19 protein-coding genes are annotated in these 25,314 nt (G+C 39.4%); 12 read left to right on the top strand and 7 right to left on the bottom strand.

Going from position 1 to position 25,314, the window contains the following annotated elements:
- Nucleotides 1-50 precede the first annotated feature (50 nt).
- Nucleotides 51-590, top strand: coding sequence for a 3-hydroxyanthranilate 3,4-dioxygenase (locus tag P162_RS08260; protein WP_031426831.1), 540 nt, complete (start codon nt 51-53; stop codon nt 588-590).
- A 79-nt stretch (nt 591-669) separates the two neighbouring features.
- Nucleotides 670-2,223 (top strand): aldehyde dehydrogenase family protein, encoded by a 1,554-nt coding sequence (locus P162_RS08265; protein ID WP_031426832.1) that lies wholly within the window; start codon nt 670-672, stop codon nt 2,221-2,223.
- 156 nt (nt 2,224-2,379) lie between these two features.
- Here P162_RS08265 and P162_RS08270 read toward each other — a convergent pair whose 3' ends face one another.
- The 4 genes from P162_RS08270 to P162_RS08285 all read right to left on the bottom strand — a co-directional run bounded on the left by P162_RS08270 (nt 2,380) and on the right by P162_RS08285 (nt 7,437).
- Nucleotides 2,380-3,048, bottom strand: coding sequence for an HD domain-containing protein (locus tag P162_RS08270; protein ID WP_031426833.1), 669 nt, complete (start codon nt 3,046-3,048; stop codon nt 2,380-2,382).
- Nucleotides 3,045-3,842: a lysophospholipid acyltransferase family protein gene (locus tag P162_RS08275; protein ID WP_035916953.1), complete on the bottom strand. Its 798-nt coding sequence runs from the start codon at nt 3,840-3,842 to the stop codon at nt 3,045-3,047. Before P162_RS08275 ends, P162_RS08270 begins: the two co-directional genes overlap by 4 nt.
- Nucleotides 3,843-3,861: 19 nt before the next feature.
- Nucleotides 3,862-4,854 carry a tRNA dihydrouridine synthase DusB gene (dusB, locus tag P162_RS08280; RefSeq protein WP_031426835.1) on the bottom strand — a complete coding sequence of 331 codons (993 nt, stop codon included), beginning with the start codon at nt 4,852-4,854 and terminating at the stop codon, nt 3,862-3,864.
- Nucleotides 4,855-4,998: 144 nt separating this feature from the next.
- A complete protein-coding gene (locus tag P162_RS08285; protein ID WP_031426836.1) occupies nt 4,999-7,437 on the bottom strand; it encodes an outer membrane beta-barrel family protein in 2,439 nt (812 codons plus the stop codon).
- A gap of 164 nt (nt 7,438-7,601) precedes the next feature.
- Here P162_RS08285 and lepA point away from each other — a divergent pair, with 164 nt between their 5' ends.
- Both lepA and P162_RS17685 read left to right on the top strand, forming a co-directional pair.
- Nucleotides 7,602-9,398 carry a translation elongation factor 4 gene (gene lepA / locus P162_RS08290; RefSeq protein WP_031426837.1) on the top strand — a complete coding sequence of 599 codons (1,797 nt, stop codon included), beginning with the start codon at nt 7,602-7,604 and terminating at the stop codon, nt 9,396-9,398.
- Entirely contained in the window at nt 9,398-9,562 is a 165-nt protein-coding gene (locus tag P162_RS17685) for a hypothetical protein (RefSeq protein WP_164076236.1), read from the top strand. The genes lepA and P162_RS17685 overlap by 1 nt, the downstream gene beginning before the upstream one ends.
- A 98-nt stretch (nt 9,563-9,660) precedes the next feature.
- Here P162_RS17685 and P162_RS08295 read toward each other — a convergent pair whose 3' ends face one another.
- Nucleotides 9,661-11,709 carry a cation:proton antiporter gene (locus tag P162_RS08295; protein ID WP_081868397.1) on the bottom strand — a complete coding sequence of 683 codons (2,049 nt, stop codon included), beginning with the start codon at nt 11,707-11,709 and terminating at the stop codon, nt 9,661-9,663.
- Between the two features lie 144 nt (nt 11,710-11,853).
- Between P162_RS08295 and P162_RS08300 the strand changes: the two genes are divergently transcribed.
- The 7 genes from P162_RS08300 to P162_RS08335 all read left to right on the top strand — a co-directional run bounded on the left by P162_RS08300 (nt 11,854) and on the right by P162_RS08335 (nt 20,943).
- Nucleotides 11,854-12,717: an MBL fold metallo-hydrolase gene (locus tag P162_RS08300; RefSeq protein WP_031426839.1), complete on the top strand. Its 864-nt coding sequence runs from the start codon at nt 11,854-11,856 to the stop codon at nt 12,715-12,717.
- A 42-nt stretch (nt 12,718-12,759) separates the two neighbouring features.
- A complete protein-coding gene (locus P162_RS08305; RefSeq protein WP_031426840.1) occupies nt 12,760-14,424 on the top strand; it encodes a S8 family peptidase in 1,665 nt (554 codons plus the stop codon).
- A 3-nt stretch (nt 14,425-14,427) separates the two neighbouring features.
- Nucleotides 14,428-16,266 carry a M1 family metallopeptidase gene (locus P162_RS08310; protein ID WP_031426841.1) on the top strand — a complete coding sequence of 613 codons (1,839 nt, stop codon included), beginning with the start codon at nt 14,428-14,430 and terminating at the stop codon, nt 16,264-16,266.
- 378 nt (nt 16,267-16,644) lie between these two features.
- Complete coding sequence (locus P162_RS08320; RefSeq protein WP_031426843.1) at nt 16,645-17,640, top strand: DUF2971 domain-containing protein; 996 nt, start codon at nt 16,645-16,647, stop codon at nt 17,638-17,640.
- A gap of 158 nt (nt 17,641-17,798) precedes the next feature.
- Nucleotides 17,799-18,191, top strand: coding sequence for a ribonuclease P protein component (gene rnpA / locus P162_RS08325; RefSeq protein WP_031426844.1), 393 nt, complete (start codon nt 17,799-17,801; stop codon nt 18,189-18,191).
- Between the two features lie 588 nt (nt 18,192-18,779).
- Nucleotides 18,780-20,405: a S41 family peptidase gene (locus tag P162_RS08330; protein ID WP_031426845.1), complete on the top strand. Its 1,626-nt coding sequence runs from the start codon at nt 18,780-18,782 to the stop codon at nt 20,403-20,405.
- Nucleotides 20,406-20,565: 160 nt separating this feature from the next.
- Entirely contained in the window at nt 20,566-20,943 is a 378-nt protein-coding gene (locus tag P162_RS08335) for a hypothetical protein (protein WP_031426846.1), read from the top strand.
- A gap of 97 nt (nt 20,944-21,040) precedes the next feature.
- Here P162_RS08335 and P162_RS08340 read toward each other — a convergent pair whose 3' ends face one another.
- Complete coding sequence (locus P162_RS08340; RefSeq protein ID WP_031426847.1) at nt 21,041-21,499, bottom strand: GNAT family N-acetyltransferase; 459 nt, start codon at nt 21,497-21,499, stop codon at nt 21,041-21,043.
- A 39-nt stretch (nt 21,500-21,538) separates the two neighbouring features.
- Nucleotides 21,539-21,970, bottom strand: a complete 432-nt coding sequence (gene rpiB / locus P162_RS08345) for a ribose 5-phosphate isomerase B (protein ID WP_031426848.1) — start codon at nt 21,968-21,970, stop codon at nt 21,539-21,541.
- A 1,002-nt stretch (nt 21,971-22,972) separates the two neighbouring features.
- Between rpiB and rnr the strand changes: the two genes are divergently transcribed.
- The gene (gene rnr / locus P162_RS08350) at nt 22,973-25,180 is read left to right on the top strand and encodes a ribonuclease R (RefSeq protein WP_031426849.1); all 2,208 of its coding nucleotides are present in this window, start codon (nt 22,973-22,975) and stop codon (nt 25,178-25,180) included.
- Nucleotides 25,181-25,314: the final 134 nt, after the last annotated feature.

The raw sequence follows: 25,314 nt of genomic DNA on the forward strand, positions 1-25,314 counted from the left end.
ATTAAGTTCTGGCAGCCACCAAAATGACTATTTTTATGGAAACTGAAACCATGGCCATAAAAAAACCGTTCAACCTTAATAAGTGGGTAGAAGAAAACAGAAGTTCACTGAAACCGCCCGTGGGCAACAAGAATTTGTACCAGGATGCCGGGGATTATATTGTGATGGTCGTGGCGGGCCCCAACGCGAGAAAAGATTATCATTACAATGAAACCGAGGAGCTTTTTTACCAGCTGGAAGGGGAAATTGAAGTGCATGTGCAGGACGAAGGTAAAAAACAAACCATGACATTAGGGCCCGGGGATATGTATTTGCATCCTGCTAAAATTCCGCATTCCCCGGTACGCAAAGAAAATTCCATTGGTCTTGTGGTTGAGCGAAAACGTATCGATCTCAAAGGAAAAGACGGACTGTTATGGTTTTGCGATAATTGCAACAACAAACTTTACGAAGTCTATTTTCCCCTAAACAACATAGAAACCGACTTCTTAAAACATTTTAAGCATTTTTATGCCAGTAAAGAACTGCGCACGTGTGAGAATTGCGGTACGGTAATGCCGGTAGATCCCAAATTTGTCGCACAGGAATAGTTTCATTTAAAATGACATTTAGCATAGCAAATCAGTACCTTCACAACTAAGGTTTTAAAATAAAAGAATACTTATAATTATGGCTTCTACCACTGCAAATTTCAATTTAAATGAGGTACTTAAGGCGCTTTCTATTTCAGAAAAAAATGCCGGTACATCTACCGGTTCAAAAACATATGATAAGGGTGAGGTTTTTGAATCCATTTCGCCGGTAGATGGTAAAACGATCGCCCAGGTTACGACAACGACTTCAGAAGAGTACAATACGGTTTTGCAAACCGCTACAAAGGCTTTTAAGACCTGGCGGAAAATGCCAGCACCACAACGTGGGGAAATTGTACGCCAATTCAATGAAGAACTACGCAGACTCAAAGAACCGTTAGGCAAACTGGTTTCTTATGAAATGGGAAAATCCTATCAGGAAGGCCTAGGCGAAGTACAGGAAATGATAGATATCTGCGACTTTGCAGTGGGGCTATCGCGCCAACTGCACGGTCTTACCATGCATTCTGAACGGCCTGGACATCGTATGTACGAGCAATATCACCCGCTGGGAATAGTGGGCATTATATCAGCATTTAATTTTCCGGTGGCGGTATGGGCCTGGAATACGGCATTGGCCTGGGTTTGTGGTGATGTCACCGTGTGGAAACCTTCAGAAAAAACACCTTTGACCGGTGTGGCGTGCCAACATATAGCGGCCCGTATTTTCAAGAAAAATGATCTTCCGGAAGGAATTTCCAACCTTATCAGTGGGGATTATCATGTGGGGGAAATGATGACCGGTGATTCTCAGATTGCGCTTATTTCTGCAACAGGATCCATCAATATGGGTAAAAAAGTGGCTGCTGTTGTAGGTGAACGCCTGGGCAAGACCTTACTGGAACTTGGCGGTAACAACGCGATTATCGTTACCCCGGATGCTGATCTCAAAATGACGGTAATAGGTGCTGTATTTGGAGCGGTAGGAACTGCCGGGCAGCGCTGTACCTCTACCCGTAGGCTTATCGTGCATGAATCGCGCTACGATCAGGTAAAAAACGCCCTGGTCGAAGCTTATAAACAATTACGAATAGGCGACCCGTTAGACGAGACGAATCATGTAGGGCCATTGATTGATAAAGAGGCTGTTAAAAACTATCAGGTAGCCCTTGAAGAAGTGGTAAAAGAAGGTGGAAATATCATTGTGGAAGGTAGCGTCCTCAAAGGCGAAGGTTATGAGAGTGGTTGCTACGTAAAACCTGCGATCGTAGAAGCCAGTAATGACTATGAGATCGTACAACACGAGACTTTTGCCCCTATTTTATACCTCCTCAAGTACAGCGGAAATGTAGAAAATGCCCTTGATTTACAAAATGGCGTAAAACAAGGACTTTCATCTGCAATTATGACCAATAATTTGCGCGAAGCGGAACATTTTTTAAGTGTGGAAGGCAGTGACTGCGGAATCGCGAACGTGAATATAGGTACTTCTGGAGCGGAAATTGGTGGCGCTTTTGGTGGCGAGAAAGAGACCGGGGGCGGCCGCGAGAGTGGTTCTGATGCCTGGAAGATTTATATGCGCCGCCAGACCAATACCATCAATTATACCACGGAATTGCCATTGGCACAAGGGATAAAATTTGATTTGTAAGTTCTGCTGATCTTAAAAAGTAAAGATTTATAATCCATATAGTAAAAGACAAAAACCTCACAGGTTACGAGATCTGTGAGGTTTTTTAGTATGTTAATTCTAGATATTTTTTAAGTAAGTACTTTTAAAAGGTTCTGAAAGTTCTTAAATTTTAATTTACCTACTCCCCTCCCATTCCCCATAAAACTGCTCCAGGAAACCCTCCATATACTTATGACGGTCTTCAGCGATTTTTCTCGCGGTTTCCGTATTCATTCGGTCTTTTAGCAATAATAATTTCTCGTAAAAATGATTAATGGTGGGCGCCGCCGACTTTTTGTAGGTTTCTGCATCCATATCCATACGGGGTTTTACCTCAGGATCATGGAGTTTACGGTTTTTAAAGCCGCCATAATTGAATGTTCGCGCGATTCCAATAGCTCCTATCGCATCTAATCTGTCTGCATCCTGTACCACCTGTAATTCGGTAGAGTCAAACTCCTTTGCCCTATTGCCACCTTTAAAAGAAATGTTCTTTATAATTAGAATCACATGATCAGTAACACGCTTTTCAACTTTATGCTGATCCAGAAAATCCTGCGCTATTTTTGGCCCTACCGTTTCATCACCATCATAAAATTTTGAATCTGCGATGTCGTGCAACAGCGCTCCCAGTGCCACAATAAAAAGATCAACCTTCTCCCCTTTTGCAATGAGCATTGCGTTCTTGTACACGCGCTGCGTATGAAACCAGTCATGGCCACCTTCCGCATTTTTCAGCGTTTTTTGCACAAAATTAGCCGTAGCGGCTACAAAATCTGCCTGTTTTTCTGATAATTCCATCATACGTTGGTTTTTTTTGCAGTGGTTTTTCTTGGCTCTCTTTCGCGACGGCGCACTTCTGGGAAGTCTGCCAATACTATTTCCTGAACTTTCTGTACGAGCTGTCGTACAGGCATGGAAGACACAGGGATGGGCTCGTGCACGATATGCTTGACATTTACGCCCAGATCTATAGGATAATTGCCCCAGCGCATTAATTTCCAACTGTTATGAATGGTAAGCGGAAGCACCATTGCATCTGGCATTTCCGTAAATAAAGTAATTAAGCCACCAGGGGAAAATGCCCTGGGAATACCGTCTTTGCTTCGCGTTCCCTCAGGGAAAATCACCACGCTTCGTTTCGTTTCGTTCAACGTTTGCGTGAGCTCTTTTATCGTTCTAAGCGATTGTAGCTTATCGTTGCGGTCAATAAGTGCAGAACCGCCGTGACGCAAATTAAAAGAAATACTGGGCACCCCTTTTCCCAATTCCTTTTTACTGATGAATTTGGGATGCACGCGACGCAGATACCAGATTATGGGCGGAATATCATATGGACCCTGATGGTTTGCCACAATAATATAAGGCTGATCACGATTTAATGTATGCGGATTGTCAAAATGAAAAGTCGTTCCCAAAATATTCAAGGAACGCATGAGCATAAAATTGAGATAATCTACACTCTTTTTATGCGCCTGATAGCCAAAAACTTTCAAACACAACCACTGAATAGGATGGAAAAAGACAAGACTTCCAAAAAAACCAAGAAAGAAAAGGATGCTCAGCGGGTAAGCGAATATTTTTCTTAGTAATAGCATAACTCCATTTTTTTTAGAATTAGGCGAAACTATAATTCGCAAAATCTTCTTCTACGGCATCAAAAGCGGCAAAAACATCTGCAGAATCATCGCTGGTCACCATTCTCATACGGTATTCTTTAAAGTTTGGGATTCCCTTAAAATAATTTGTGTAATGTCTGCGGGTTTCAAAGACGCCCAACTTTTCCCCTTTCCAGTCAATGGCCATTTCCAGGTGCCTTCTAGCAGCATCCAGGCGGTCCTGCATACTGGGCGGTGGTAAATGTTCGCCAGTTTTAAAAAAGTGCTTTACTTCCTTAAAAAACCAGGGGTAACCTATGCTCGCACGGCCTATCATTGCCCCGTCCAGACCATAATCATCTCGCATTTGTACCGCTTTTTCAGGAGAATCCACATCCCCATTACCAAAAACTGGAATATGCATGCGCGCATTGTTTTTTACCTCAGCAATAGGTTTCCAGTCGGCTTCGCCCTTGTACATCTGAGCGCGCGTACGACCGTGAATGGCGATCGCTTTGCAACCCACGTCCTGCAAACGTTCGGACACTTCTACGATTTTTATGGAATCGTGGTCCCAGCCCAATCGCGTTTTAACGGTGATAGGAAGTTTAGTATGTTTTACCATAGCTTCGGTAAGCGAGACCATAAGGTCAATATCCTTGAGGATACCGGCACCAGCGCCTTTGGAAACCACCTTTTTTACCGGACAGCCAAAGTTGATATCAATCATATCTGGCCCAGAAGCTTCCACGATTTCCACACTGCGCAACATAGATTCTAAATTGGCTCCAAAAATCTGAATGCCCACAGGGCGTTCTTTCTCATAAATGTCCAGCTTCATGGTGCTTTTTGCCGCATCACGAATGAGGCCTTCACTAGAGATAAATTCGGTATACACCACATCTGCTCCCTGCTCTTTGCAAAGTGCGCGAAAAGGGGGATCGCTCACATCTTCCATGGGGGCGAGCAATAAGGGGAAATCCCCTACATCTATGGTATCAATTTTAGCCAAAACAGTTTTTTTGCAACTGCAAAATTACGAAGAAAAAACAAGATTAAACTGTCTGATAAAATAGCGTAGAAATAAAAGGTTTTGATTCCGAAGAACCATACTAAACATTTTATTTTCAGCACTGTACTTTCATTCCCAATAATTTTACGGCCTGTCCATAATACCTTGCTCTTTGAGGCGTTCACTTTCCTCAGTTGTACTTGCGCGTTCATTATCACTTAGTTTAAAGTTCCCAAAGTTGTAACGCAGTCCAAAACGAACCATACGTGACTCTGGGCGGGCAAAAAAGGAATTATCCTGATTGAGATAACGGGAAGACAAAGGGATATTCATTTGATTAAAAATATCATCAAAATCAATGGTAGCAACCAGGCGATCATCAAAAAACACTTTTCTCACACCCAGATTTACCCCCAGTTGCGATTCATCAAAATGATAGGATCCCGAAATATAATCTGTCATATAATACGTTGTCAGTAATGTCGAAAATGTGCCTTCTTTATCTAATGTAAAGGAATGAACTGTCTGTAAAAACGCACCATTTACATCAGTTTTTACCTGCTGTGCCCCACTTTCTATAGCTGTAAATTGATTTTCCATATTAAAAAAAGAACTATAAATAGATAAATAATACCAGTCCAGGGGAAAGCTGTTGTACGATATATCAAAACTATATTGCCGTGAATAATCCATATTTGTGGTAATAGACTGTAAAGTTCTATTTTGGTTATTTTGAAAGGGCAAAACCGCAGTGGCAGCATCTGTATGGTCATAATACAGATCAAAGGAAAGTTTATTCTTGAAAGTGTAATTAAGGGTAATATTATTTGTGATTGCAGGTTGAATATTAGGGTTTCCCTGATTGAAGTTGTTTTCATTGATAAAAGTCCTAAACGGATTTAAACTCTGGAAACGTGGTCGATCAATACGCCTGCTATAACTGAAACCAAAAGAATGAGTGTCATTTGGCATATGCATCAAATAGAACGTAGGGAAAGGCTCAAAATATTCCTGTGTGTTTACCTGGCCAAGAGAAAGGGAATTGCCCGAAACATCAGTATATTCTCCCCGCAGGCCTAACTGCAAGCTCCATTTGTCCCAATCACGGGAAATGCTCGCGTAAGCTGCATAGATATTTTCCCTGTAGTCGTAAAAATCAGAAAGCGCACCTATAAATTGAGGGTTTTGTTGTTGTATATTAAAAAATATCTGACGGCTTTCTGAATCAATTCCTGAGTACTTCACACCGCTTTCCAACGAAAAACTACCCAGAGCACCAGAATAATCAACCTGACCGGTATAAATATCTGAATTTTGGATCGGAAAGGTGCGGAAGGAATTTTCATTTAAAAGATCGCCATTTCCCATGGTATAGCGCGTAGCAACATCTTGTTGCTGCTCATCTTTGTAATTAATATAATTCGCCTGAGTGGAAATACTGGCGCCGTTTTCTCCCAATTGCCGTGTATAATTTAAATTAAAAAGATAATTATGACCTTCAGTAAGCAACTGACTCTGAGTTGTAAAAAGCGAGTCAAGTTGTGCCTGTGGACCATAAATTTCGGTAAGCCCACCAATGTCTGAATCACTTTTAGGAGTATAGAGCAGGTTTGCACTGACACTCAGCGTATTTTTTTCGTCTATCGTAAAATCCAAAATCGAATTTAAGCTGTGGGAATTGGTACGAGTTGTACGGTCAAAATCGGTTTCCCAATTGGAATTCGTACTTCCGTCAGGTTCAAAAAACCGAATACGGCTTTCTTCAAGTTTGTTATCCTTTCTCGTATTAAAATTATAGGAAGCAAAAGCGTTGAGCCAATCGTTCTTGTAAAATTGACTCGTACCAAAGGAATATTTAGGTACTCGCGCCTGTGTATTTGAGGCATTGACACTACCTTTATAACCTATTGAAATATTCTTTGAAGTAACTATATTTAAAATCGCACCACCCTCAGCATCATATTTTGCAGGCGGGTTTGTAATTACTTCCACAGATTTTACGTTTTCACCGCTAAAACCTTCCAGCAATTGCTGCAGTTCCTGCGCGGTTAGATATACGCGGCGATCGTTGATATACACCTGCGCCGGTCTATTTTTCACGAGGATCTGGTTCTGGCTAACAATAACACCAGGTGTTCTTCGTATAATATCATAGGTTGTACCAGAGGAAACCACGGTGTTTTCAACATTAAAAACCAGCCGGTCTATTTCTTTGCGTATCGTGGGTTTCTTTGTGATAATTATAACCTCATCCAGACTTTCGTGATCATTTTGTAAGATCATGAGCGGGGCTTCCGTAGATCCTTCCACTTCAAAAGGAGCAGAAAAATTGTCCAAAAAGCCCACAAAACTGCCTTTTAGCAGGTATTTTCCCTGCTTTACGGAAGCAAATGAAAAGCTGCCATTTTCTTCAGAAACCGCACCCAGTACAAAGGTGGAGTCTGCCGCAGCAAGCAAAAGAATATTGGCATATCCTATAGGCTCTTGCTGAGCATCCACAACATTACCGTTAATAATAAAATCTTGTGCAAGGCTAAGGTTGGCAATGCAAAAAAATAGCAGAAATAAAAGTCGGTTCTCCATAGGCAGTTAAAATTAAGTTAATAGTTAAATATACAATTAGGCTTTAGACATTTTAACGAAAATTTCGCAATGGATAGGTTAGATAAATTTATTAGCCATTGGGCAATCTAAGCCTTATATTTGCCGGTCAAAGCGGTACTTAAGTATCGGCCTAGGAACTTCTTATGAAAAACATCCGTAATTTTTGCATCATTGCCCATATAGATCACGGCAAGAGTACACTGGCAGACCGTCTGCTCGATTTTACAGGCTCTGTCACTTCCCGTGAAAAAAAGGAACAGCTTCTGGATAGTATGGACCTGGAACGCGAGCGCGGTATTACCATAAAGTCACATGCCATACAGATGGATTATGTACATAACGGTGAACCGTATGTACTAAATCTTATAGACACTCCTGGCCACGTTGATTTCTCTTATGAAGTATCGCGCAGCATCGCTGCCTGCGAAGGTGCACTTCTTATTGTGGATGCGGCACAGAGCATACAGGCGCAGACCATTTCAAATTTATACCTGGCGCTAGAGAATGATTTGGAAATTATTCCCGTGCTCAATAAAATTGACCTTCCCAGTGCAAATCCTGAAGAAGTTACAGACGATATCGTTGATCTTCTGGGTTGTAATGCGGAAGATGTAATCCCGGCGAGTGCAAAAACCGGTATTGGTATCCAGGAAATCCTCAATGCAATCATTGACCGTATCCCTGCGCCTAAAGGAACTGTTGACGAACCGCTACAGGCACTTATTTTTGATTCGGTTTACAACCCTTTTAGGGGCGTTGAAACCTATTTTAGGGTCATTAACGGAAGCATCAAAAAAGGGCAGGAGATCAAATTTATAGCAACAAATAAGTCTTATTTTGCTGATGAAGTAGGTACCTTAAAATTAGTTCAGGTACCTAAAAAAGAAATCAAAGCTGGTGATGTGGGCTATCTAATTACCGGTATCAAAGATGCTCGCGAGGTAAAAGTAGGGGACACCATTACCGATACAAAAGAACCCACTAAAAATCCAATTTCTGGATTTGAAGATGTAAAACCCATGGTTTTTGCGGGAATTTATCCGGTAGATACAGAAGACTATGAAGATCTGCGCTCTTCAATGGAGAAATTACAGCTCAACGATGCCTCCCTCGTATTTCAGCCAGAAAGTTCGGCCGCACTTGGTTTTGGATTCCGTTGTGGATTTTTGGGAATGTTGCACCTGGAAATTATTCAGGAGCGCCTGGAGCGTGAGTTTGATATGACCGTGATCACCACGGTACCTAACGTTTCCTATCACGCGTTCACCATCAGGGATAAAGAAACACCCATTTTAGTCAATAATCCTTCAGATTTACCAGATCCATCGGGAATGGATAGGGTTGAAGAGCCGTTTATCAAAGCTTCGATCATTACAAAAGCAGATTTTGTAGGTCCCGTAATGTCTTTGTGTATAGAAAAAAGAGGCCTGGTAACCAATCAAACCTATCTTACCACAGAACGTGTGGAACTTACATTTGATATGCCGCTGGCAGAGATTGTATTTGACTTTTATGACCGACTCAAAACGGTCTCCAAGGGTTATGCTTCGTTTGATTATGCGCCTATAGGTATGCGCGCTTCACATCTTGTAAAAGTAGATGTGCTGCTCAATGCAAATGTGGTCGATGCCTTGTCTGCACTTTTGCACAAGGACAATGCCTATGATATAGGGAAAAAAATGTGTGAAAAGTTAAAAGAGCTTATTCCGCGCCAGCAATTTGATATTCCCATACAAGCTGCCATAGGTGCTAAAATTATTGCCAGGGAGACCGTAAAAGCTCTTAGAAAGGATGTTACCGCAAAATGTTATGGTGGTGATATCTCACGGAAGCGAAAATTGCTTGAAAAACAGAAAAAAGGTAAAAAACGTATGCGCCAGGTAGGTAACGTGGAAATTCCACAGGAAGCCTTTATGGCCGTACTGAAGCTCAACGACTAATGAAGCAGGTTCAACTCCTTGGGCTGGGCCTCATAATACTCAGTGGCGCTTTATCGCAGTTTACGGGTATAAAGCAGGTTGAGTGGGGGGTATGGGCAATGGCGATCCTTGCGATGGTAGGGATGATACTTGTAATGTATAACTGGTTTAAAACCTGGAAATAAAGGTTTATCCATTTTCAATAAGAACATAAAACAAAAAACCCCGCGTGTGCGGGGTTTTTTGTTTCATATTCTTAAAAAGCTCTACGAATAGTTTAAATCTAAGATTTGCCTGATTCAGAAGGATTTATTTTATTTTTTTCGTCTTTTTCATTGGAGCCTTCCGTAGCGTCTGCTGTCTGTGAAGAAAGGGTCGATTCTTCTGCTTTATTTGTATTGTTTTCCTCTTCCTTCTCGTTAGTCCCTTCGGTCGCGTCTGCCGTTTGTGAAGAAAGGGTGGACTCTTCTTTCGGATTGGTTTCTATACCTTCCAGTTCTTCAACATCAAAAGGTTTACCCATATAGACCAGTTTACAGCCTTCAAACGTTTCTACTTCCAGTTCACTCATATCAGATTTTAAAATCTGAAGATCTTCCTCCTGATTTTTGATAAAAATTGGTATAATGCTTTTATCCTTACGGCTTATTTGTATTAGCCTTTTAAAAGAAGCCTCACTTTCTATCTCAATTTCCTGCATGGAGGGGTAGCTGCGGGCTACTTCGGTAAGGTTGATAAAGTCATCTGTGGGAGAAAATAGCGCCGCATCTGGGGTGGTGAGCGTATCGTTCATCTCATCTGGTGTGATTAAACGGTAAGAGCCATTTTCACCAAAAACATGCTCAAAACGATCAAGCGCGTACTTATTGATATCCCCATTACCGGTAAGGGCCATAAGGTAACCTATGTCATTAAGTTCTATATTGTTCATTAAACTATCGGAGTAAATACTTTCTTCAATAGCATCAAGACCGCGTTCTTTTGCTTTGGAAATATTACCGCTGTTACTATCTACAAGTACTACATGGCGACCGTTTTTCATAAGATATTCCGCGATAATTCGGGAAGCTTTTGAGGCGCCTATGATCACGATACCTTCAGAATTTTTAAGGAAAACACCTACTAATTTGGCAAAAAGCCTTGCCGTGGTGGCATTGAGCAATACCGTACCCAGCACGATCATAAAAACGAGCGGTGTAATATATTCTGCATTGTTAACGCCTTCACTGGCCAGTTTAAGACCAAAAAGGGAAGCGATACCGGCAGCCACAATACCCCGCGGACCTACCCAACTGATAAACAGTTTTTCATTGAACTTTAAACCAGATCCCTTTGCACTCAAGAATACGCCTATGGGTCGCAATACAAAAACCACAACGGCAAAAAGAAGGGCCGCATTCCAGTTATAAACCAGGAACAGATCGTTCATTTCAATATTTGCCGAAAGCAGGATAAAAAGAATGGAAATAAGCAGTACGCTCAAGGATTCCTTAAAGTAGAGCAGCTCTTTGATATTTGGCAATTTCATGTTCCCCATGACCATACCCATGACCACAACGGCAAGCAGGCCGCTCTCGTGGGCAAACATATCAGAAAGCACAAATACGCCCAGCACCGCAGCCAAGGTGAAAACATTGAGTAGATAATGCGGGATGACATTGCGTTTTATGGCAAAAGCCAAAGCGTGTGCAAAGGTGAACCCAAACGTAAATCCAAAAAGAACGATTTTACCAAATTCTTCAAGCGCCACAAGCGTAAATTCACTACCGGCTCCCACACTGATAAATTCAAATACCAAAACCGCAACAAGCGCACCTATGGGATCAATAAGAATCCCCTCCCATTTCAATACAGCAGAAACATCTTTCCGTAAAGGGATATTCCTTAATATCGGAGTAATAACGGTAGGACCGGTGACTATAATAAGCGCGGCAAACAAAAAGGAAATACGCAGATCCAGATCAAAAATATAATACGCGGCCGCACCAGCACCAAAAAAAGTTACCAGCGAACCTATTATAATAAGCTTCGTAATGACCGGGCCCACATTCTTAATTTCACCCAGGCGAAGGGTGAGTCCACCCTCAAAGAGAATAATACCTATGGCAAGGGACACAAAGTTAAAAAGTCGTTCGCCTGGGAAGATACCCAGACCGGTTTCGGCATTCCAAATGGGTTCAATCCATTTTCCACCATCATGGCTCAGTAATGTTGATATGGGACCTACAAAAAGCCCTATCAATATCAAGGGCAGGATGGCCGGAATCTTAAATTTCCAGGCTACCCATTGCGCCAAAATTCCCAATATTATAATTCCACCAAGTTCTAGCATGTATCAAATTTGTGCTATTATACGATTTTCCTATTAAAAACGTGGTAAAGCTAGTCGATTTGGTTGTTAAATATAGCTTAATGGCTACGCATATAAAATCCATTTTAAATGCCTTTCGTACTTTGCATGACTTGATCAAAACCTATGAAACTACATGCTATAGAAGCAGGAAATTTTAAGTTGGACGGTGGTGCCATGTTTGGTGTAGTACCAAAATCTTTATGGTCACGCACAAACCCGGCAGATGCTGATAATATGATAGATATTGCCGCGCGATGTCTGCTCATTGAAGATGGGAAGCGGCTAATTCTAATTGATACGGGAATGGGGGACAAACAAAGTGATAAGTTTTTTTCCTATTATCATCCCTGGGGCGATGCCACGCTTGAGCGTTCCCTAAAAACTAAAGGTTTTCATCCAGATGATATTACTGATGTTTTTCTTACCCATCTGCATTTTGATCATTCTGGAGGATGCATAAAAACTGCTGAAAATGGTCAAAAATTGCTCCCCAGCTTTAAAAATGCGACCTATTGGAGCAATAATGACCATTGGAAATGGGCTACTCAGCCCAATGCACGTGAAAAAGCTTCCTTTTTAAAAGAGAATATTCTTCCTATTGAAGAAAGTGGCCATCTTAAGTTTGTTGAAAAAGGCGAAAAGCCTTATTCTTTTTCCGAAGAAATGGGTTTCGGCATTCTGTTTGTAGATGGTCATACAGATAAACAAATGATCCCGCACATCACCTATAAAAATAAAACCGTTGTGTTTGCAGCAGATCTTTTACCTACGGTGGGCCATTTGCCGTTGCCCTACGTTATGGGTTTTGATACCCGGCCGTTGCTCACACTGGATGAAAAGGAACGTTTTTTAAACAAAGCAGCAGATGAAAATTTCTACCTCTGGCTTGAACATGATGCCCATAATCCCATAATAACGGTAAAACATACTGAAAAAGGGGTTCGTATGGACGAGCGTTTTGAACTTGAAGACTTTTTTGATTTATAAACTATACTACCTTGCCCCAGTGGCAAATAATTCTTGATTTACATGAAAAAAATGATGTTAGCGGCCGTAGGTGCTGCGCTATTTTTAAATGCCTGTGATACACCGGCCAGACTGATTTCCATCCCGGTGGAAAATGTTGATAATAATCCATTAAAAGTTGCTCCGCTAAGCGAGAATACAGAAAAAGCCTGGAGCGCAAAAGACCTGGTAAAAGATACGATCCCGGGAATGAGCGTAGAGCTCGCCTATGCTGAATTTATTAAAGAAGGCGGCGTACCGGTCATTGTAGGTGTCATAGACAGTGGGGTGGATATTGAGCATGAAGATCTCAAGAACAAAATATGGACCAATACAAAGGAAATTCCAAACAATGGAAAAGATGATGACAAAAACGGTTATGTAGATGATGTTCACGGTTGGAATTTTCTGGGAGATGTAGTGGAAGAGCAATTGGAATTCAGCCGAATCATTCAGCAATATGAGCCTATGTACAAAGGAAAAAGCCTTTCTGATATTCCAAAAAAAGAACAGGAGACTTTTAAGATGTACAAAAGCGCCCGGGAAGAATATGATAAGCAGTACAACGAACTTATTGAGCAGAAAAACCAGTACGACCAGATCGTTGAGGTGGTGAAAGCAGCGCATGCAGAAGTAAGCAAAAAACTGGGCAAAGAAGATTATACCGTAGAAGACCTTGAAAAAATGGATGCTAGCGCGCCAGATGCGCAACGCAACAAGGCCATACTTACCCAAATGCTGAGTTATGAACCCAGCATACCAGAATTCCTGACCATGATCACCGAAGGTCTTGAAGACATGAACAAGCGTTTAGAGACTAATTTTAGCCTGGATGCCAATTACCGCAACGTTTTGGGTGATAATCCTGACGATTTGAAAGATGATAACTACGGTAATAACAATGTTATGGGCCCAGACGCAGAGGGTGCCCTTCATGGTACACACGTTGCAGGGATCATCGCTGCACAACGTGACAACAATTTAGGTATGAACGGTGTTGCTAATGACAATATTAAAATCATGGTAGTGCGTGCAGTACCAGACGGTGATGAGCGCGACAAGGACATAGCCCTTGCTTTTAGATACGCAGTAGATAATGGCGCAAAAGTGATCAATACCAGTTTCGGTAAGTACTTTTCAACACATCCAGAATGGGTTTATGATGCGATTAAATACGCAGCAAAAAATGATGTACTGATCGTAAATGCAGCTGGAAATGATGCTGTAGATCTGGACGGCGGAAAAACCATCTATCCCAATGACCAATTAAACAATACAGAAGAATTTGCAAATAATTTTATCACCGTGGGCGCAATCAATGAAACCTATGGTGGAGAGCTTGTTGCTCCGTTTTCGAATTATGGAAAATCAAATGTTGATGTTTTTGCACCAGGAATGCGTATTTATTCTACCGTTCCCGGAAATGAATACAAATTTTTGCAAGGTACATCTATGGCTTCGCCAGAAGTTGCTGGCGTAGCCGCAATGTTACGTTCCTATTATCCGCAGTTTTCCGCAGCGCAGGTAAAAGAAATTTTAATGCAAAGTGGGGTAACTACGAATACGAAAGTAATTGTAGGCGGGGATGCCGAAAATATCCAAAACTTCAGCGCGCTTTCTAAGTCTGCCAAAATGGTAAATATGTACAACGCCTTTAAAATGGCGCAACTTTCAACACAGAACCAATAATTTATGAAGAATATTTTAAGCACTTTAAGTCTTTTAGTTGTCTTTGCTTCGGCAATGGCTCAAGAAAGTTCCTACTGGCAACAGCACGTAGACTACACGATGGATGTAGATATGAATGTGGAGGATTACAACTATACCGGTACGCAAAAACTGGTATATACCAATAATTCACCAGACACCTTAAATCAGGTGTTTTATCACCTGTATTTTAACGCTTTCCAACCCGGCAGCGAGATGGATGTACGTTCTCGTACGATCGAGGATCCAGATGGACGCGTCAAAGATCGTATCTCAAAACTGAGCGATACGGAAATGGGATTTCTCAAAGTCAATAATCTTATGCAGGACGGCAAAGAGCTAAACTATGAGGTAGCGGGTACCGTACTTGAAGTTAAACTGTCGCAACCTATCATGCCGGGAGCGAGTACCACCTTTGATATGGAATTCAACGGACAGGTTCCCGTCCAGATTCGACGTAGCGGTCGCAATAACGAAGAAGGTGTCGCGCTTTCCATGACCCAGTGGTATCCTAAATTAGCCGAATATGATGTGACCGGCTGGCACGCAGATCCTTATATAGGTAGGGAGTTTTATGGTGTTTGGGGTGATTTTGATGTAAATATCACCATTGATGCTGCCTATACCCTGGGCGGTACGGGTTATTTGCAGAACCCTGATGAAATAGGACATGGATATGATGACAAGAAAATGTCAAAAAAGAAGAAAAAAGGCAAACTTACCTGGCATTTTAAAGCACCACGCGTACACGATTTTGCCTGGGCCGCAGATCCTGAATTTGTTCATGATATGATAGATGGAGAAAATGGCGTAAAACTTCATTTTTTCTATAAAAACGATCCAAAACTTGCTGAAAACTGGAAAAAATTACAACCTAAAACCGCTGAATTATTGGCTTATTATAACGAGCATGTAGGTCCATATCCTTATGAGCAATATTCTGTCATACAAGGTGGCGATGGCGGTATGGAATATGCGATGTGCACCCTTATCACAGGAGATCGCAAATACGGCAGCCTGGTAGGGGTAACCGCGCACGAGATGGCGCACACGTGGTTTCAGTTTTTACTGGCCAGTAATGAAACTAAAAATGAGTGGATGGATGAAGGATTTACCACCTACATTTCTACAGAAGCGATGAACGTCATCATGGATGAGAAGAATCCCAACCCACAGTCTGGTAATTACGATTCCTACATCAGGTTAGCAAACAGTGGTATTGAACAACCACAATCTACAAATGCAGACCGTTATGCGCGCAATGCAGCGTATGGCGCTTCGGCGTATTCTAAAGGTGCTGTTTTTCTTGCACAACTGGGCTACATTATGGGAAAAGAGAACCTTGATGAAATGATTCATAAATACTTCCATGATTATAAATTCAAACATCCCAACCCAGAGAATGTAATTCGCACCGCAGAAAAAGTTTCGGGCATGCAATTGGATTGGTATTTGACTGACTGGACACAGACTACAAATACGATAGATTATGCGATAAAGGAAGTAAAAGACGCAGGTGAAGGCAAAACCGAAATTACGCTAGAACGCAAGGGACTTATGCCCATGCCCATAGATTTGTATACAGTGGCAAAAGACAGCACGCAGCAGAGTTATTACATCCCTTTGCGGATGATGCGCGCAGAAAAACCAAATCCTTTTTCTAACATAGAGCGTACGGTTGAAGAAGACTGGCCATGGGCGATGCCCACGTATACCTTTACCATAGATACGCCTTTTGCAGACCTCAAGGAAATCATGATTGATGCAGAGCAGCATATGGCAGATGTGGACCGCGATAATAATGGATGGTCGTCCCCAAAATAACAATTATTTGATTTTAAAAAGCCCGCAATGCTAACCGTTGCGGGCTTTTTTTATTACAAATAATGACATTTTTAACCATTTTTAAGGTTGAAAATGGCAATGAATCGGTTTTGTTTTACTTGTTTATCTTTACCGCAATAGATTTATATTCCACGGTAAAAGAGAATATACTGCACAGTTACTATGTCTCGTTGAGTATTTTGCGAGAAAAGTATTTTATGGCTGGTAGAGGCCACAATAATAAAGGTTCGTCCGCTGAGAAGTAACTTTATTCCTGGTTTCTTTAAGAGAAAAGAAATGTGTGATTTTTAGAAGGAACAATATCTTGATTATCTGATAGTTAACCAATATTTCATAATGCTAAGTAAAAATAAATAAATGGAAAAATTTAAAATATCAGAATCACATGTAATGTTAGGACTAAGAACTGCAATGTCTAATCTTATTATATCTAACTCTTTTATAGATAAAGAACTTCATAATAGTGCAAGCCTAGGAGAAACTATTTATCATTATACTTCATTAGATAGCTTTGTCTCAATTTTAGAAACACAGACATTGTTTTCATCAAATATAAATTTTTTAAATGACAGAAAAGAATACGAATATGGAGTTGACTTAATAAAAGAAGTTATTTCGGGATTTAAAAAAGATAAACAAAATGCACAAATTTTAAACTTATTAGAAAATCATTTAAACCTAATCTATAAATCCGAAAGATATATAACTTGCTTTTCGTTGGATGGTGATTTACTTAGTCAATGGAAGGCTTACGCCAATAACGGAAAAGGTGTTTCAATAGGTTTTGATACAATAAATATTGAGGATCAATGTTTTTCACAAATTATTGGTGGTAAATTAATTGAATATGATAAAGAAAGACAAATAAAGAATATAAAAAGTATTATTAGTCAAATAATACTTTTTTTTGAAACTAATAAACCCAATATTGATTGGGAAGGACACGATTATAACTCAGTAATTGTCCACACAATTTTAGATTTCTTGAGAGAAATTATATCCTCGTTTAAGCATCCAAGTTTTCAAACTGAAAAAGAATTTCGATTAGAATATGAAATAAATGATACATGGAATAAACATGATGATGAAGTTATTAATTTTAGAACAACAGAAAATCTAATAATTCCCTACATAAAATTAACTACACAATATCAAGATTACTTACAAGAACAAAGGGAATCACCAGATGGCTTTCCTGATACGTTTCCAATAAAAAGATTACCTATAAACCAAATTATTATTGGACCATCATTGGAATTCAAAGCTATAAAATTAGTTTTGAATAAATTATTGAAAAAAAAGGGTTACGACAATATCGATATTTCAAGTTCCACAATACCTTATAGAATTTAAAATAAGGGATTTAAAAGCCCGAAATACTTGATATTTCGGGCTTTTTTATGCCAAATAATACACTCTTTTTCAGGTTTTTTGGATTACAAAATCTTAGAAACTCAGTTTCGATTGACTTGTCTATCTTTGCCATTAATTTCCGCCGAAGGCGCACAACCATGAACGAGCAATTTCCCAAGCCCGAAAAACTTAAGCGCGATAAATTAATAGAACAGCTCTTTAAAAGCGGGAAAAGTGCAAAGGCGTTTCCACTGGTTTTAATTTATGGCCAGGCCATTCTTCCAGAAAAAGTACCCATACAAGCCGGTTTTTCGGTTCCTAAACGCAATCATAAGTTGGCCGTTACCCGCAATCGCCTCAAGCGTATTACAAGGGAAACCTACCGTAAAAATAAAACGCTTTTTGAAGTAGGGGAGCAGACCTACACATTTATGTTCATTTATGTGGGAAAAGAAAAAATGAACTACGCCCAGATCAACCGCAGTATGGAAAAACTTATCGCCAAGTTTAATACAGAAGTCAAGAAAGAACAGGAATCTTCTCCAGATTAGTTTGTAAAGTAATAGGATTAAAAAATCTATGATTTGGGAAGGATTCTTGCGTTAGGGATTGCAGTGGAAATCCTTTTTGTGAGGCACGAACAAAAAGATTGAAACGCAAAGCCCGACCCAAAGGGTAACGCCCAAAAACTATAAAAGAATAAAAGAATTAAGCTATTACGGATGTTGCGTTAGGGATTGCAGTGGAAATCCTTTTTATGAGGAACGAACAAAAAGATTGAAACGTAAAGCCCGACCCAAAGGGTAACGCCCATAATTAACTAAAAGTCCAAAAAGTAATTCATAAACTTAAAAATACAAGCTACCCTTAAGAACGTTAACTTCAAAATTGAGATGCTTTCCACTTCATTAACTTTCCCATTATCGATTTTAAAATTCCATTAAAAGTTAAAAAATCATAAAAAAATTTTAAATTCCCACCCAGAAGACAGGAGCCTAAAGCCAGTAGCGTGGGGATTAGGTACCAGCTTTAAACCTTCTTGTAAAAAAACTATCTAAATGTAAATAATTTCATTTCTATCAAAATATACTGATAGAGAATGAGTTAATACTATATGACCTTTACAAAGTAAGCACCGTATGAAAAAGAAAATACTTGTTAGCCTAAGTTTGGGAGTGCTCCTTTTTACCACCGTAAGCTTTAAGAGTGACTTTTTTGAAATAGCAAAACAGCTTGAAATTTTCACTACCCTTTTCAAGGAAATCAACATGAATTATGTGGATGAAGTAAATCCCGCAGAACTTATGGATAGTGCCATTAAGGGCATGTTGCAGGATCTTGATCCTTATACCAATTACTGGACAGAGCAGGAAGTGGAAGATGCCCGCATTACCAATAGCGGTCAATACACGGGGATAGGTGCCGCGGTACTTACAAAAGATAAAAATATAACCCTGATGGAGGTTTATAAGGGGTACCCCGCAGACCAGGCAGGCCTCAAAGCTGGTGATGAGCTCATAGCAATAGGTGGGGTCAACCTTGCGGAATTTGAAAATGATGCCGGCGATCTTCTTAAAGGTGCCCCCGGAACAGAAATCCCCATTGTTTATAAAAGACAGGAAAAGCAACTGGAAACCACTATTAAACGAGAAGAAATTGAAGTAAAAGCGGTTCCTTTTTATTCCCTGATGCCAAATAATGTGGGCTATATTGTACTGTCACAGTTCAATAGAAAAGCCTCTGCGGAAACCGAAGCGGCCATAAAGGATTTAAAAGAAAAAGGAGCAACCTCCCTTGTTCTCGATCTTAGGGGAAATCCCGGTGGCCTTCTTACCGAAGCCATAAATGTGAGCAACCTATTTTTACCTAAAGGGAAACTTATTACCACCACAAAATCTACCATAAAAAAATACAATAAGGATTATCTAACCACTAATGAACCGCTGGATGCGCAAATACCCCTTGCCGTATTGATAAATGGTCGCAGCGCTTCTGCCAGTGAGATCGTTTCAGGGTCACTGCAAGATTATGACCGTGCGGTTGTGATAGGGGCGAGAAGTTTTGGCAAAGGACTTGTGCAGCGCCCTAAAGAACTTACTTATGGCACACAGGTCAAAATAACAATTTCCCGCTATTATACACCCAGCGGCCGCTGTATACAGGCACTGGATTACTGGCATCGAGATGAAGAAGGAAATGCGGTACGTAGGGGAGTGGCAGACTATAACGAGTTTACGACGACTAACGGCAGAACCGTATATGATGGAGGCGGAATTTTGCCAGATGTAGAAGTTCCTTCTGCAAAATTAAGTGCCATCACTGAAGCCTTATTGAGCGATTTTGCCATTTTTGATTTTGCTACGCGGTATTATTATAACCATACTTTTAAAGATCTAAAGGATTTTAAGTTTACAAACGGAGATTATAGGGACTTTGAGGCCTATTTAAAGAGTTCTGGATTTGTTTATAGGACCGAAACAGAAAAGGCACTTGAGAAAGCCTATCTTATTTCAAAAACTGACGACTTGCAGCAGGATATTAGCAGTACTTTTAGTGAACTTTCCAAAACAATTGATATCGCCAAGGAAAAAGAACTTAAGGAAAAAGAGAATGAGATATCAAAACTGCTTATTGATGAACTTGTCAAACGTTATTTTTATAGGGACGGTCTTTACAGATATCAATTAGAAAACAATGAAGTCATCAAACAAGCGGTAGCAGTGTTACAAGATACCAGACAGTATACAGAAATTTTGAATCCGTAATCTCTATAGTTTTCAAAAACACCAGAAATATATCAAAAATTGACCATTATTTGTCTAAAAACGTTTCTCAATGGTGTAAATGCTTATCTCAAACTGGATTAGCTATGTGTTTTAACTAAAAGTTAAGGAAACTTTAAGTTTTTATAATTATCTTTACTGTATGATCACATTAGATAAAAGTACAGAGAAAAACACAGATTTTTTAAGTGAAACCATCCAATATCTAGAGGATAGGGGTTTTGAGAATATCAAAGCTGATATTGAAGGCTTTGAAACTCCAAAATCCTATTTAAAGAAAGGTAGTGAGGTTAGCATAACTCCAGATATCGTTGCTGAACGAGATGGAGAAAGGCATATTTTTGAGATTAGTCTCAAATCTAAAAAACCGAGATTGCTTAAATCCAAGTGGTTGTTTCTTGATGTTTTAAGCAACATGAAACAATACCGATTTAAAATCGTAACTACCCGGGGACATTATAAGTTTACTGATGAAACTTTAAGTTCAATAAATTTAGATAAAAAGATGATTAAAATCTGATTTTACTAACTTTTAAAATGACAAACCCTGATGATTAATTTTATCAGGGTTTCTTATTTTTGATCTTTTTATAGATAATGATTCAGTCAGAATGACATTATTTGGCGATCCTAAACATACGTATATGGGGAATATTATCTTCGAGATATCCTTCTCCCTGTTGCACAAAACCCAGTTCATTATAAAATTTTCTTAAGTATTCCTGAGCAGAAATTTCAATAATCAAGTTTCCGTAAAGTTTTATGACTTCATTTATTGATTGCTGCATAAGTTCTTTACCATAACCGTATTGACGCTCTTTTTTTGCAACTACAACCCTTCCTATACTCGCGTTCTCGAAATAACCACCTGGTTTAAAAATGCGGGTATACGCCACAAGTGATTCATTTTTATAGCCTAATATATGAACGGCTTTTTGATCTTTATTATCTACATCCTGATAGGGACAATCTTGCTCAACAACAAAAACTTCTGCCCTTAAACGTAAAATGGCATAAAGTTCATCTTTATTAAGTTCGGTGTAGGTCTTTATAGTATAAGTTAGGTTTTTTTCCATAACATGAAATAATGTGGTTTTATAGTGGGTAATCTGTTCTTAAGTGCAGGCAATTTTTGATACACGATCTAGGTGTCGCCCACCTTCAAAGGGCGTATTCAAAAAAGTTTCCACCAGTTCAACAGCTTGCTGTTCTGATGTGTACCTGGCGGGTATGCTTAGTATATTCGCATCGTTGTGCGCACGTGCGAGTTGGGCAATTTCCTTGATCCAGCAAAGGGCAGAACGCACTTGTTGATGTTTGTTAGCGGTGATGCTTGCGCCATTTCCGCTTCCGCAGATAATAATTCCATATTCTACTTGCTTACCCGCTACCGCTTCTGCCACAGGATGTACAAAATCAGGATAGTCTACACGATCATCAGAGTCTGAACCGAAATTCAGGACATCATGGCCTTGTTCCTTTAAATAATGCACAATACGGTTTTTATACGCTACACCGGCGTGATCATTACCTATGGCTAGTTTCATAAGGATAAATTTTAGAGATAAATTTCAAAAGTACTAAACAAAGTACTGCGAGTTTGAGCAAACAAAGCTATTTATTGAATTTTATGTATGTTTTCATGAAGTTCATAGGGCTGTGTATAAGTTGTCATCAACTTGTTACAACCAAAGTTTGTTTATTCAATTAAAAAAGCCATACGTGCTTACAAAGTTTCCGTGCAAACATTTATTTCATAAAATCATGAGCCGTTTGTACTCAAAAATAAAGTGCATTTTTAATAAACCCGATACAAAACTTATTAGAAAAAAATGGTTAGAGCGGGTTATCAACAGTTGTGAACAGTGTTCTACAAATCCTTGTAAAATAATTTATTACCTATCTAACAAGTGTTTCATGATACGTTAATAACTCTCAATAAAACATAATACCACAAAAGGAATGTAAAAGTTATACCGTTATTAACAAGCCATAATAAGCAGCATTTATATTTTAAAATTTAAAAAAAGAAAAATGTAATTATATAGAATGTTGATAACTGCAATACCCTAAAAAAAGTGACGTATTGTTTTTTTAAAAAAAAGGGAAAGATCCGTTTATGGAAAAAAAGAGGGTTGCAGGATTTGATCAAATAAGGATTCTGAACACAATCTTGACTATTTGTAAGAAAGAAAAATAGGATTCGAATTATTATCTATTAGAAGGATGAATTGATATACCCAATAACCATAAAAATTCCAGCAATAAAAATTAAAATGAAAAGCAATGACGGCAAATGTTCAGTATTCTTCAAGATTTTCATAGGTCTAATTTTGATTATAAACGAATATAAGCAACATATAGTGTAACAATATTATGATAAAATTATGATAACGTAAAGAAATAGCAAAGTTTTTTTTGCATTAATTCTTAATATACAGGGTATTAAAGGTATTTCACCTCGTAATATTAACGTAATGTTTATGCTGGCCTGCTGTTAGTCTCAAAGATTAGCCCTATTTTTGACAATTAATTTTAGAATACATTTAATGCCAAGGAACAAAAAGAAGAAAACTTCAAATAAATTATCAGATCTTACACAGAGAATACTCAAATTTCTTAGAAAGAGCCCCGGTAAAACTTTTGACCATAAAGAGATTGCAGAACATCTCAATGTAGATGATGCCAAAAGCCGCAATCAGATCGTTAAAGAACTCAATAAGCTAAGCGAAAAAAAGAAAGTCGTTCAACCCAATAAAGGCGAATTTGTCGTAAAAGACAGCAAGCATTACCATACTGGGATTCTGGACGTGGCCTCTAGGGGTGGTGGCTATGTAATGGTTGAAGGTCTGGAAGAGGATATTCACATTTCAGAAAAAAAATTAAACCACGCACTTCACGGTGACGAGGTGAAACTCTATATACATAAACAACGCAGAAGTAAAAAACACGAGGGCGAGATCGTTGAGATCATCAAACGTAAAACCGATGAATTTATAGGGGTTATACAGATACTTGATAATTTTGCTTTTGTTAATACCTCTGCAGAAGGAAAAATGTACACCGATGTTTTTGTACCAAAATCCAATTATAATGGTGCTAAAAACGGAGAAAAAGTACTCGTAAAGCTCGAGGAATGGGAAGAAAAGAGAGATTCACCCACGGGTAAAGTGATCAAAATCCTGGGTATGCCGGGTGAGCACAATACAGAAATACATGCGATACTTGCGCAATATGGTCTTCCCAGCGATTTCCCAGAAGAGGTTGATGATTTTGCCAATAAAATAGATACTTCCATCCAGGCTTCGGAAATTAAGAAAAGACGCGATATGCGCCGTGATCTTACGTTTACCATTGATCCTAAGGATGCCAAGGATTTTGATGACGCGTTAAGTTTTACCATCCTTCCTAACGGAAATTACGAAGTAGGGATTCACATCGCAGATGTGAGCCATTATTTAACTCCAGGTACTATCCTGGACGATGAGGCCTATGAGCGTGCAACATCCGTTTATCTGGTGGATAGGGTAGTGCCCATGTTGCCAGAGATCCTTTCCAATAATGCGTGTTCATTAAGGCCGCATGAAGAAAAATATACCTTTTCAGCAGTTTTTGAAGTAGATAAGGAAACCGCAAAAGTGCATAAAGAATGGTTTGGCCGCACGGTGACTTACAGTGATGCGCGTTTTGCCTATGAGGAAGCGCAGCAAATTATAGAGACTGGAAAAGGCTTTATCCCCGCAGATATTTCCATCAATGGAAAAGAATATTCCGCAGATGATAAAGTTGTTGAAGCCACTTTAGAACTTAATAAACTTGCAAAAATCATGCGCCGTCAGCGTATGAAAAACGGTGCTATTTCTTTTGATAAGGTGGAGGTTAAATTCAACCTTGATGAAGATAATGAACCGGTGGGCGTTTTCTTTAAAACTGCCAAAGATGCCAATAAACTTATTGAGGAGTTTATGCTTCTTGCTAACAGGAAAGTTGCTGAATATATAGGAAAACAAAGCCAGAAAAAGACTTTTGTGTACCGTATTCATGATGAACCTAATGAAGAAAAACTAGCTGCACTGGGTACAATTGCTGGTAAATTTGGTTATAAAACCAACTTTAAGGACCGTAAATCAACCGCTAATTCCCTTAATGGGCTTCTAGAGAACGTACAGGGTAAAAAGGAACAGAACCTTATAGATACCCTCACTATACGTACCATGAGCAAAGCGGTCTATAGTACAGAAAATATAGGCCATTACGGTCTTGCATTTGATTATTATACGCATTTTACATCCCCTATTAGACGTTATCCTGATGTTATGGTACATCGCCTACTACAGCGGTATCTGGACGGCGGTAAATCGGCCAGCGAGGACGAATATGATGCGAAGTGCAAGCACAGTTCAGATATGGAATATCTAGCGACCAGTGCAGAGCGTGATTCCATAAAGTACATGCAGGTGAAGTTTATGCAGGATCACAAAAACGAGATTTTCCTTGGGGTTATATCTGGTGTAACTACCTGGGGTATTTTTGTTGAAATCGTAGAAAATAAATGCGAGGGCATGATACGCGTACGGGATATTGAAGGCGATTATTATGAATTTGATCAAGAACAATATGCGGTTGTAGGCAGAAAAACAAAGAAAGTGCTCACTTTAGGTGATGAAATATACGTTCGCGTAAAAGAAGCAGATCTTGTCAAGAAGAATCTTGATTTTACTTTAGTAGGAAAACAAGAAGAAGTTGATGATGTTTAAAGGCTAACATTTTTGAATATATTTTAAAAGGGAATACAGCATTTGTTGTATTCCCTTTTTTTTTATTGACATACTTTTCCTTTCAGTTTTTATCTATTTAGCAGTATATAAGAAATTATAGAAAGCGATTTAAT

The organism is Flavimarina sp. Hel_I_48 (assembly GCF_000733945.1).
Lineage (GTDB): Bacteria > Bacteroidota > Bacteroidia > Flavobacteriales > Flavobacteriaceae > Leeuwenhoekiella.

What these genes read in the sequence shown, in the direction of transcription:
- P162_RS08260 (WP_031426831.1), top strand. Translation starts at nt 51, where the DNA reads ATGGCCATAAAAAAACCGTTCAACCTTAATAAGTGGGTAGAAGAAAAC.
- P162_RS08265 (WP_031426832.1), top strand. Translation starts at nt 670, where the DNA reads ATGGCTTCTACCACTGCAAATTTCAATTTAAATGAGGTACTTAAGGCG.
- P162_RS08270 (WP_031426833.1), bottom strand. Translation starts at nt 3,048, where the DNA reads ATGATGGAATTATCAGAAAAACAGGCAGATTTTGTAGCCGCTACGGCT.
- P162_RS08275 (WP_035916953.1), bottom strand. Translation starts at nt 3,842, where the DNA reads ATGCTATTACTAAGAAAAATATTCGCTTACCCGCTGAGCATCCTTTTC.
- P162_RS08285 (WP_031426836.1), bottom strand. Translation starts at nt 7,437, where the DNA reads ATGGAGAACCGACTTTTATTTCTGCTATTTTTTTGCATTGCCAACCTT.
- lepA (WP_031426837.1), top strand. Translation starts at nt 7,602, where the DNA reads ATGAAAAACATCCGTAATTTTTGCATCATTGCCCATATAGATCACGGC.
- P162_RS17685 (WP_164076236.1), top strand. Translation starts at nt 9,398, where the DNA reads ATGAAGCAGGTTCAACTCCTTGGGCTGGGCCTCATAATACTCAGTGGC.
- P162_RS08295 (WP_081868397.1), bottom strand. Translation starts at nt 11,709, where the DNA reads ATGCTAGAACTTGGTGGAATTATAATATTGGGAATTTTGGCGCAATGG.
- P162_RS08300 (WP_031426839.1), top strand. Translation starts at nt 11,854, where the DNA reads ATGAAACTACATGCTATAGAAGCAGGAAATTTTAAGTTGGACGGTGGT.
- P162_RS08305 (WP_031426840.1), top strand. Translation starts at nt 12,760, where the DNA reads ATGAAAAAAATGATGTTAGCGGCCGTAGGTGCTGCGCTATTTTTAAAT.
- P162_RS08310 (WP_031426841.1), top strand. Translation starts at nt 14,428, where the DNA reads ATGAAGAATATTTTAAGCACTTTAAGTCTTTTAGTTGTCTTTGCTTCG.
- P162_RS08320 (WP_031426843.1), top strand. Translation starts at nt 16,645, where the DNA reads ATGGAAAAATTTAAAATATCAGAATCACATGTAATGTTAGGACTAAGA.
- rnpA (WP_031426844.1), top strand. Translation starts at nt 17,799, where the DNA reads ATGAACGAGCAATTTCCCAAGCCCGAAAAACTTAAGCGCGATAAATTA.
- P162_RS08330 (WP_031426845.1), top strand. Translation starts at nt 18,780, where the DNA reads ATGAAAAAGAAAATACTTGTTAGCCTAAGTTTGGGAGTGCTCCTTTTT.
- P162_RS08335 (WP_031426846.1), top strand. Translation starts at nt 20,566, where the DNA reads ATGATCACATTAGATAAAAGTACAGAGAAAAACACAGATTTTTTAAGT.
- P162_RS08340 (WP_031426847.1), bottom strand. Translation starts at nt 21,499, where the DNA reads ATGGAAAAAAACCTAACTTATACTATAAAGACCTACACCGAACTTAAT.
- rpiB (WP_031426848.1), bottom strand. Translation starts at nt 21,970, where the DNA reads ATGAAACTAGCCATAGGTAATGATCACGCCGGTGTAGCGTATAAAAAC.
- rnr (WP_031426849.1), top strand. Translation starts at nt 22,973, where the DNA reads ATGCCAAGGAACAAAAAGAAGAAAACTTCAAATAAATTATCAGATCTT.